A 9135-nucleotide genomic window follows, 5' to 3' on the forward strand; every position below is an offset into this window, starting at 1 on the left:
GGCGCCGGCTCCGCGCCGGGCGAGCGCCGCCCGGCGGTGGTCACGATCGCGGCCAGTCCGGTCGTCAGCGGTACGGCGGCGATCAGGCCGAGCGTCGCCACCGCGCTGCGGACGATCTCCTGGGCGAGGAACTCACTGGTGAGGATCTCGCTCACCGGGCGGGAGTCGGCGACCAGCAGGAGCAGCAGCGGCAGCGAGGCGCCCGCGTACGCCAGCACGATGGTGTTGACGGTGGACGCGATGTGGGCCCGGCCGACCCGGGTCGCGGCCCGGTAGAGCTGCCGCCGGGACAGTCCGGGGTTGGCGTGCGCCAGTTCGGTGACGGTGGCCGCCTGGGTGACTGTGACGTCGTCCAGCACGCCCAGCGAGCCGATGATGATGCCGGCCAGAAGCAGTCCGTGCAGGTCCACGTCGCCCTGGAACATGGACAGCGTGGTGGCGTCCTCGCTGCCGAAGCCGGTCAGGTGGGTGGCGGACGTGGCGAGCAGGCCGAGCACGCCGGTGACCACCAGGCTGCCGAGCGTGCCGAGCACCGCGACCGACGTCTGCGCGGTGATCCCGTGGGTCAGGTAGAGCACCACGAACATGATCAACGCGGCGCCCACGATCGCGACGAGCAGCGGCGGCTGGCCGGCGCCGATTCCCGGCAGCACGAAGCCGAGCAGGATGGCGAAGCTGGCCACCAGGCCGCCGAGCGCGGCGAGCCCGCGCCACCGGCCGAACGCCACGATCGCGGCGGCGAACAGCACCATCAGCCAGATCAGCGGCGTACCGCGCTGGTGTTCGGCGATGTTGTAGGACTTCACCGCCGGGTCGGCCGGGTCGGTCAGCTCGACCAGGACGACCTCGTCGCCGACCGCGACCCGGGGCGCGCCCGGTCCGGCCGGGATCGGCGTCTCGACCTGCCGGCCCGCGTCCGGGCCCTGCTCGGCGGTGACGGTCACGGTGCCGCAGGGGCCACCCCCGCCCTCCGGGGCCTCCGGCGTCGGCGGGCAGGGCTCGGTGACCACCCGGGTCACCGTGCCGTGGTAGCGGGGGACGTCCGCGCCACCCACCGGCTCCCGGTCCTGTCCGGGCCAGAGCACCAGCGCCGCGATCACGGTGAGCGCGAACAGCGGCACCACCACGGCGACGAGCAGCCGTCGTACGCCCGGCGGCGCGGCGGGTGCGGGGCGGGTGTGGTCGGCACCCATGAGGTCTCTCCCAACGGTCGCGGCGACGCCTGGTCCGCCGGACCGGTCTGGTCACCCGGCCGGCGCGGACGTGTCGACCACGTCCGGGTCGTCGCCCGGCCATGGTAGGCAGCCCGGCCGGCCGCTCCCGCACACCGTGGCCGGTGACGCGCGCCCCGCGCGGGTCAGGCCAGGCCGGCCCGGCGCCGCCGGTACTCGTCCTCGTCGATCTCGCCGCGGGCGTACCGCTCGTCCAGGATGCGCCGGGCCGCCGTCGGCCCGGACTGCTGCGGGCCGGTCCACCGCACGGCCACCCAGACGAGCCCCGCCAGCACGGCGAGCACCAGCAGGGACCAGATCCACATCCAGCCCATCATCGGGCTCTGCCACATCATCGGGCCGCCCTCCGTCCGTCACCGCGGGTCCGCCGGGCCGGCCTGCCCGCCACGTCGACGGTACGTCCGCCCGGGTGCGCCGGCACGGGTCGATGTGCCCTGGTCCGAGGGCCGGAGGTCCCCGCTCAGCCGCGCTTCATCAGGCGGCCGACGGCGGCCATCATCTCGGTCGCCATCTCGTCGGCCCGGCCGTCGGCGGCGCCCTCGTGCATGCAGTGCCGGGCGTGGCCGTCGAGCAGGCCCAGGCCCACCTTGTCCAGCGCCGCCTGGATGGCCGAGATCTGGGTCAGCACGTCGATGCAGTAACGGTCGTCCTCGACCATCTTCTCGATGCCACGGACCTGGCCCTCGATCCGGCGGAGCCGGGCGAGGAGTTGGTCCTTGCTGGCGGTGTAGCCCCGGGTCGGGCTGGACGGCGCGGTCATGAAACCGAGGATAGCGTACCCCTCGGGGGTATGCTAACGTTCCGAACGTACCCCTGGGGGGTATCAGATCGGAGGGCGAGATGGAGACCACCTACCAGGTGAGCGGCATGACCTGCGGGCACTGCGTCAACTCGGTGAGCACCGAGCTGAGCGCACTTCCGGGCGTCACCGACGTCCAGGTCGACCTGGCCGGCGGCCGGGTCACCGTCACCAGTCAGAACCCGCTGGACGTGGACGCGGTCCGCGCGGCGGTCGACGAGGCCGGCTACGACCTCGTCGGTGCGTGACGGGTCCGGCGGACCCGCGAGAACCGAGGAGACACCATGAACACGGCGACGAAGCTCAGCGGCTTCGCGCTCGGCCTCGTGGCGGTGTTCGGCGCGGCGTACGGGATCGGCAACCTGGCCGATCCCGTCGCCCCGGCCGCCGAGACCCGACACGACGACACCGACAGCGACCACGGGGCCGGCGACACCGGCCACGGTGACGAGAGCCAGGCGGGCGGCGCCTCCGCGCACCTGCCCGGCGGGCTGCTCGTCTCCGAGCGCGGCTACACGCTCCAGCCCGCCGACGCCCCGGCCGGGCAGTTCGCCTTCCGGATCACCGGCCCGGACGGCGCACCGGTCACCCGCTTCGAGGTGGCCCACGACAAGCGCATGCACCTGATCGTCGCCCGCCGGGACCTGTCCGGGTTCCGGCACGTCCACCCGGAGATGGCCGGCGACGGCACCTGGCGGGTCGCCTCACCGCTCGGCGGCCCCGGCGTATGGCGGGCGTTCGCCGACTTCACCCCCGAAGGCGGCGAGCCGCTGACGCTCGGCCTGGACGTCACGGTCCCCGGCGAGCTGACCGCCCGGCCGTTGCCGGCGCCGGTGACCAGCACCACAGTCGACGGCTACACGGTCACCCTGACCGGCACGCCGGAGCCGGGCCGCACCAGCCGGCTCACGCTCTCCGTCAGCCGCGACGGGCGGCCGGTCACCGACCTTGCGCCCTACCTCGGGGCGTACGGGCACCTGGTGGCGCTGCGGCAGGGCGACCTGGCGTACCTGCACGTGCACCCGGAGGGCACGCCCGGCGACGGGCGCACACCTGCCGGTCCGGCGATCACGTTCGCCGCCGAGGTGCCCTCGGCCGGGGCGTACCGTCTCTACCTGGACTTCCGGCACGGCGACGCGGTGCACACCGCCGAGTTCACCGTCCTGGCCGGCGACCGGACCGCGCCCGCGCCCGCCGCGCCGGCATCCACCACCGCACCGACCCCGGACGCCGGACACGGCACCCCGGGGCACGGGCACAGTTGAGCGCCGGAGGTGCCGCGATGACTGCCACGGGAAAGGCGCTGCCCACCGCGCCGAACCTGATCGAACTGGCGATCGGCGGGATGACCTGCGCGTCCTGCGCCGCCCGGATCGAGAAGAAGCTCAACCGGATGGACGGCGTCGAGGCGACTGTGAACTACGCCACCGAGAAGGCCACCGTCCGGTACGCCGACGACATCGCGCCGGCCGACCTGATCGCCACCGTCGAGAAGACCGGCTACACCGCCGTGGTGCCGCCGCCGCCCGAGCAGGCGGAGGCGGCAGCGGCCGGGGAGCCGGTGGACGAGCTGCGCACCGCGCGTACCCGGCTCTGGGTCTCCGCCGCGCTCACCCTGCCGGTGATCGTGCTCGCCATGGTTCCGGCCTGGCAGTTCGACTACTGGCAGTGGGCCTCGCTCACCCTCGCCGCCCCGGTGGTGGTCTGGGGCGGGCTGCCGTTCCACCGCGCCGCGCTGATCAACCTGCGGCACGGCGCGGCGACCATGGACACGCTCGTCTCGCTCGGCACGCTGGCTGCGTTCGGCTGGTCGCTCTGGGCGCTGTTCCTCGGCGACGCCGGCATGCCCGGGATGAAGCACCCGTTCAGCCTCGACATCACCCGCGGCGACGGCGCCGGCAACATCTACCTGGAGGCCGCCGCCGGGGTGACCGTGTTCATCCTGGCCGGGCGGTACTTCGAGGCGCGCTCCAAGCGCACCGCCGGGTCGGCGCTGCGCGCCCTGCTCGAACTCGGCGCCAAGGACGTGGCGGTGCTGCGCGACGGGCAGGAGACCCGGATCCCGGTCGGCCGGCTCGCGGTCGGGGACCGGTTCGTGGTCCGGCCCGGCGAGAAGATCGCCACCGACGGTGTGGTCGAGGAGGGCACGTCCGCGGTCGACGCCAGCATGCTCACCGGCGAGTCGGTGCCGGTCGAGGTGGGCCAGGGCGACGCCGTGGTCGGCGCCACGGTGAACGCCGGCGGGCGGCTGGTGGTCCGCGCCACCCGGGTCGGCGGGGACACCCAGCTCGCCCAGATGGCGCGGCTGGTGGAGCAGGCACAGACCGGCAAGGCGGCGGTGCAGCGGCTCGCCGACCGGATCTCCGGCGTCTTCGTGCCGATCGTGATCGCGCTGGCCGCCGGCACGCTCGGCTGGTGGCTCGGCACCGGCTCCGGGCCGACCGCCGCGTTCACCGCCGCGGTGGCCGTCCTGATCATCGCCTGCCCGTGCGCGCTCGGCCTGGCCACCCCGACCGCGCTGCTCGTCGGCACCGGCCGCGGTGCGCAGCTCGGCGTGCTGATCAAGGGGCCGGAGGTGCTGGAGTCCACCCGCCGGGTCGACACCGTGGTGCTGGACAAGACCGGCACCGTCACCACCGGCCGGATGGCGCTGGCCGAGGTGCTGCCCGCCGACGGCGAGGGCGCCGACGAACTGCTCCGGGTGGCCGGCGCGCTGGAGGCCGCCTCCGAGCACCCGATCGCGCGGGCCGTCGCCGAGGCCGCGGCCGAAGCCGGACCGCTGCCGCCGGTCGGCGAGTTCGCCAACGCCGAAGGGCTGGGCGTGACCGGCACCGTCGACGGCCGGACCGTGGTGGTCGGCCGGGCCCGGCTGCTGCGGGAGCGGGGTCTCGACGTACCCGAGGAGGTCGTGCGGGCGGCGACCGGCGCGGAGGCCGCCGGGCGGACGGCGATCCTGGCCGGCTGGGACGGGCGGGCCCGGGGCGTGCTCGCGGTGGCCGACGCGGTGAAGCCGACCAGCCGGGCGGCCGTCGCGCGGCTGCGTGAACTGGGCCTGAAGCCGGTGCTGCTCACCGGCGACAACACCACCGTGGCGAAGGCGGTGGCGGCCGAGGTCGGCATCGACGAGGTGATCGCGGAGGTGCTGCCCGCCGACAAGGTCGACGTGGTCGAGCGGCTCCAGCGCGAGGGCCGCGTGGTCGCGATGGTCGGCGACGGGGTGAACGACGCCGCCGCGCTGGCCCGCGCGGACCTCGGGCTGGCCATGGGCACCGGCACCGACGCGGCCATCGAGGCGGCCGACCTGACGCTGGTCCGGGGCGACCTGATGGCCGCCGCGGACGCCATCCGGCTCTCCCGGCGGACGTTGGCGATCATCAAGGGCAACCTGTTCTGGGCGTTCGCCTACAACGTCGCGGCGCTGCCGCTGGCGGCGGCCGGACTGCTCAACCCGATGCTCGCCGGGGCGGCCATGGCGTTCTCGTCGGTGTTCGTGGTGGGCAACAGCCTGCGGCTGCGGAGCTTCCGCCCGATCGGGTGAGGGGATTGAGCCGACGACCGACGGGGTAACCAGTTGTCGTCAGGCAACCGCATCAGTGGAGGTCATCATGGGTCTGGACGACAAGATCGACAACGCTTCCCAGGACACCGCGGGCAAGGTCAAGGAGGGCGTCGGCCGGGCGACCGACAACGAGCGCCTCGAGGCCGAGGGCCGCAACGACCAGGCGGGCGCCAAGCTCAAGCAGGCCGGCGAGAAGATCAAGGACGCCTTCAAGAGCTGAGTACGCGACGCACACACACCACCGGGTCGGCCCACGGGCCGGCCCGGAGTGCTGTCCGGGCGGGGGTCAGCGCGGCCGGTCACCGGCCAGGCGCGCGGCGCGTACCTCCAGATAACGCCGCTCCGGCAGGCTCGTGGTGGCCCGCGCGGCGGCCAGGTACGCGGCCCGTGCCTCCGCACGGTCACCGGCCAGGTCGAGCAGGTGCGCGCGGACGGCGGCGAGCCGGTGGTGCCCCGCGGTCCGGTCGTCGCCGTCGAGCGTGGCCAGCAGCGCCAGCCCGGCACGCGGGCCGTCCACCATGGCCACCGCGACGGCCTGGTTGAGCGTGACCATCGGGTTCGGCGCGACCTGCGCCAGCACCCGGTAGAGCGCGACGATCTGCCGCCAGTCGGTGTCCTCGGCGGTGGGCGCCTCCGCGTGCACCGCGGCGATCGCCGCCTGCACCTGGTACGGCCCCGGCGCCGACCAGGTGAGCGCCTCGGTCACCAGCGCCACCCCCTCCGCGACGGCGTCCCGGTCCCACCGGCTGCGGTCCTGCTCCGCCAGTGGCACCAGCTCGCCGTCCGGCCCGGTACGGGCGGCCCGGTGCGAGTCGGTGAGCAGCATCAGCGCCAGCAACCCGGCCACCTCGCCGTCGTCCGGGAGCAGCCGGCGCAGCTCCCGGGTCAGCCGGATCGCCTCTGCGGTCAGCTCGGCCCGGCGCAGCGCCTCGCCGCTGGAGGCGGTGTAACCCTCGTTGAAGATCAGATAGAGCACCCGCAGCACGGCGGCCAGCCGCTCGTCCCGGTCGGCCGGGGACGGCAGCGTGAAACGCGCGCCGAACGCCTCGATCCGCTGCTTCGCGCGGCGGATCCGCTGGCTCATCGTCGCCTCCGGCACCAGGTAGGCGCGGGCGATCTCGGCGGTGCTCAACCCGCCCACGGCGCGCAGTGTGAGCGCCACCCGCCCGCTCACCGGCAACGCCGGATGGCAGCAGAGGAACAGCAGCTTCAACGTGTCGTCCCCGCTCGGGGTCTCCTCGTCGGCGGGCGGCGCGACGGTCGCGTACGCGGGCTGCCGGACCGCCACCGCCACCTCGCGTTCCCGGCGGGCGTGCTCGCTGCGCCACTCGTCGGTGAGCCGCCGGGTGGCGACGGTGACCAGCCAGGAGCGGGGGTGGTCGGGCAGGCCCTGTTCCGGCCACTGCACGGCGGCGGCGAGCAGCGCCTCCTGGACTGCGTCCTCGCAGGCGTAGAACTGGCCGTGCCGCCGCACGAGCACGCCGAGGACCTGTGGCGCGAGCTCACGCAGCAGATCCTCGACCGCCCGCGACGTCACATCTCCGTCCCGGCCTGCTCCATCACCGCGCGCACCTCCAGCACACCGAAGCCGTGCCGTACGTCCGGCCAGCGCGCGGCGATCTCGGCGGCCCGCTCCGGGGTCTCGCAGTCGACGGTCAGGTAGCCGGCGAACTGCTCCTTGCTCTCCATGAACGGCCCGTCGGTGACCTCGGCGCCGCCACCGGCCGCCGGGCGGGCCGTGCGGGTCTGCGAGGGGTGGGCCAGCGCCTCGCCGCCGACCAGTTCGCCGGACTCGGTCAGCTCCTTCATGATCTCGTCGACCTCACCGAAGATCGCGGTGCGTTCCGCCTCGGACAGCTCCTCCACGAAGCCGGGCCGGTTCCAGATCAGCAGCATGTACTTCACGGTGCACTCCTCGGGTGCGGGCCACCGGCGGTGGCGCCTCGCAGACGGGTCGGAGCCGGTCCGCCCGATCCGACATCATCCCCCGGGAAGAGTCAGCGGCCCCCGCGTACCGGACGGCGTGCCGGGCGGCCCGGGTCGAGCGAGGCCCGGTCGGCCGCGCTGGTGCCGGAGACCCAGCCCTGCTCGTCACGCACCTGGAGCCGGTGCCGGGTGGTGCCCGGAAAGAGCTGGTCGACGCGTTCCCGGACGGCGTCCGAGCGGGCCGCGAGCACCGGCAGCAGCCGGTCGTCGTCGAGTTCCTCGGCCGCCGCCGCGCTCGCTGACCGCAGCCGGTCGCCGACGCGCAGCGCGAACGCGTTGAGGAACGACTCGTCGTACCCCTTGGTGCGCCGCCCGCCGGCCCTGCCGCGTTCACCCCGGCCGCGCAGCATCGCGGCGGTGGCCTGCACGAGCAGCGAGGTGTGCAGCAGTTCGACAGCCGCCAGATCGGCCGGGAAGCCGAGGACAGTGGCGAAGCCCAGGTCGTCGGACCAGACCGACTCGCACCGGTTCGCCGCCGCGACCTCCTGGATCAGCAGCGCCTTCGCGGCCGCGTACGGGGCGTCGACGCCGATCCGCACCCCACCCGGGCCGCCGGTCCGGTCGGCCCCGGCGTCGAGCAGCGCCGCGTCGATGCTGTGCCGGGCCATCAGCTCCTGCGCCTTCGCGGTGAACGCCTCCGCCTCGGCCGGGTAGCCGGTCGACTCCGCTTTCGCCAGCAGCGCGCGTACCCGGTCGAGCATCCGGGAACCGCTCGGTGTCGCGGCGGCCAGTGCGGTACCCGCCGAGCCGGGCGGCGGCCGGAGCGCCGCGATCGGCGGCAACCCCGCCACCAGGACGATCGCGTCCACCGCGTCCCGCAGCGCGGTGATCAGGTCCCCGTCGGCGCGCCGATCCAGCCAGCCCGCGTCGTCGTCCCAGCGGGCGCCGGTGTCGGCGAGCTGCTCGTCGAACCAGGCCGGGACCGGCGCGGGCAGCGTGCGCCGCTGCGCGGCCATCGCGTCGCGCAGCAGCCGGGCGCCGCGCGGGGTGAGCCGCCGGACGGCTAGTCGATCAAGGTCGGCGGGCTGCCAGCCACGCGGCCAGAGCCGGCCCACGTCCCGCGTGAGCCGGGCGAGCAGCGCCGCGTCCACCGCCGCGCCGTCGGCCACCACGAGCCCGTCGAGGGCCCGCTCGGCAGCGCGTACGTCGGTGGCGCGCGCGGTCGCGACGGCGGCGTCGAGCAGTCGCTCGGCTGGTGACACGGGTGACTCTCCCTGAACTCCGACAGGCGGCAGGTCGTCCACCCCGGTACCGACGGTACCCGGCCCGCCGGTTCAACCGTCCGGGCCCGGCGTCCGTACTCCTGCCCGGAGCGGGGCGGCGCGACGGACGGAGATCACGTGGGCGGGCATGACCGGGGGCTGCACCGGCGACGACGGAGGTCGAGATCACCACGGGTCCTGGCGGTGGTCCTGGTCGGGGCCGCGCTCGCCGCCGGCGGGTACGCCGCCCGGCACCCGGACCTGCTGGACCGCATCGAGGCGCGGCGGACCGTGCAGGCGGCGGCACCGGGCGCGCCCGCGCCGGACGCGCGTCCCACGCCGACGGCGGCGCCGGTC

10 protein-coding genes are annotated in these 9135 nt (G+C 75.0%); 4 read left to right on the plus strand and 6 right to left on the minus strand.

Going from position 1 to position 9135, the window contains the following annotated elements:
- The 3 genes from AC2CHG_RS27620 to AC2CHG_RS27630 form a co-directional block, all read right to left on the minus strand.
- A partial coding sequence (locus AC2CHG_RS27620) for a YibE/F family protein (RefSeq protein ID WP_484525900.1) occupies positions 1-1193 on the minus strand: 1193 nt, incomplete at its 3' end.
- A 164-nt stretch (positions 1194-1357) separates the two neighbouring features.
- Positions 1358-1567 carry an SHOCT domain-containing protein gene (locus AC2CHG_RS27625; RefSeq protein WP_366624455.1) on the minus strand — a complete coding sequence of 70 codons (210 nt, stop codon included), beginning with the start codon at positions 1565-1567 and terminating at the stop codon, positions 1358-1360.
- Between the two features lie 125 nt (positions 1568-1692).
- A complete protein-coding gene (locus AC2CHG_RS27630; RefSeq protein ID WP_402809240.1) occupies positions 1693-1992 on the minus strand; it encodes a metal-sensitive transcriptional regulator in 300 nt (99 codons plus the stop codon).
- Between the two features lie 80 nt (positions 1993-2072).
- On the opposite strand from AC2CHG_RS27630, the gene AC2CHG_RS27635 reads away from it, so the two are divergent.
- The 4 genes from AC2CHG_RS27635 to AC2CHG_RS27650 all read left to right on the plus strand — a co-directional run bounded on the left by AC2CHG_RS27635 (position 2073) and on the right by AC2CHG_RS27650 (position 5810).
- On the plus strand, positions 2073-2279 hold the full coding sequence (locus AC2CHG_RS27635) for a heavy-metal-associated domain-containing protein (protein ID WP_269696025.1): 207 nt from the start codon (positions 2073-2075) through the stop codon (positions 2277-2279).
- 36 nt (positions 2280-2315) lie between these two features.
- Positions 2316-3296 (plus strand): hypothetical protein, encoded by a 981-nt coding sequence (locus AC2CHG_RS27640; protein WP_484525901.1) that lies wholly within the window; start codon positions 2316-2318, stop codon positions 3294-3296.
- Positions 3297-3313: 17 nt separating this feature from the next.
- Positions 3314-5569 carry a heavy metal translocating P-type ATPase gene (locus tag AC2CHG_RS27645; protein WP_484525902.1) on the plus strand — a complete coding sequence of 752 codons (2256 nt, stop codon included), beginning with the start codon at positions 3314-3316 and terminating at the stop codon, positions 5567-5569.
- A 67-nt stretch (positions 5570-5636) separates the two neighbouring features.
- The gene (locus AC2CHG_RS27650) at positions 5637-5810 is read left to right on the plus strand and encodes a CsbD family protein (protein ID WP_013283784.1); all 174 of its coding nucleotides are present in this window, start codon (positions 5637-5639) and stop codon (positions 5808-5810) included.
- 66 nt (positions 5811-5876) lie between these two features.
- On the opposite strand, the gene AC2CHG_RS27655 is transcribed toward AC2CHG_RS27650, so the two are convergent.
- The 3 genes from AC2CHG_RS27655 to AC2CHG_RS27665 form a co-directional block, all read right to left on the minus strand.
- The gene (locus tag AC2CHG_RS27655) at positions 5877-7127 is read right to left on the minus strand and encodes an RNA polymerase sigma factor (protein WP_484525903.1); all 1251 of its coding nucleotides are present in this window, start codon (positions 7125-7127) and stop codon (positions 5877-5879) included.
- A complete protein-coding gene (locus tag AC2CHG_RS27660; protein WP_228531393.1) occupies positions 7124-7486 on the minus strand; it encodes a YciI family protein in 363 nt (120 codons plus the stop codon). The genes AC2CHG_RS27655 and AC2CHG_RS27660 overlap by 4 nt, the downstream gene beginning before the upstream one ends.
- A 101-nt stretch (positions 7487-7587) precedes the next feature.
- Complete coding sequence (locus AC2CHG_RS27665; protein ID WP_484525904.1) at positions 7588-8778, minus strand: DUF2786 domain-containing protein; 1191 nt, start codon at positions 8776-8778, stop codon at positions 7588-7590.
- Between the last annotated feature and the right edge of the window lie 357 nt (positions 8779-9135).

The sequence above is a fragment of the Micromonospora sp. ATLC20 genome (assembly GCF_057196585.1).

Excerpts from the sequence above, each read along its gene's own strand:
- AC2CHG_RS27625 (WP_366624455.1), bottom strand. The coding sequence starts at position 1,567 with ATGATGTGGCAGAGCCCGATGATGGGCTGGATGTGGATCTGGTCCCTG.
- AC2CHG_RS27630 (WP_402809240.1), bottom strand. The coding sequence starts at position 1,992 with ATGACCGCGCCGTCCAGCCCGACCCGGGGCTACACCGCCAGCAAGGAC.
- AC2CHG_RS27635 (WP_269696025.1), top strand. The coding sequence starts at position 2,073 with ATGGAGACCACCTACCAGGTGAGCGGCATGACCTGCGGGCACTGCGTC.
- AC2CHG_RS27640 (WP_484525901.1), top strand. The coding sequence starts at position 2,316 with ATGAACACGGCGACGAAGCTCAGCGGCTTCGCGCTCGGCCTCGTGGCG.
- AC2CHG_RS27645 (WP_484525902.1), top strand. The coding sequence starts at position 3,314 with ATGACTGCCACGGGAAAGGCGCTGCCCACCGCGCCGAACCTGATCGAA.
- AC2CHG_RS27650 (WP_013283784.1), top strand. The coding sequence starts at position 5,637 with ATGGGTCTGGACGACAAGATCGACAACGCTTCCCAGGACACCGCGGGC.
- AC2CHG_RS27660 (WP_228531393.1), bottom strand. The coding sequence starts at position 7,486 with ATGCTGCTGATCTGGAACCGGCCCGGCTTCGTGGAGGAGCTGTCCGAG.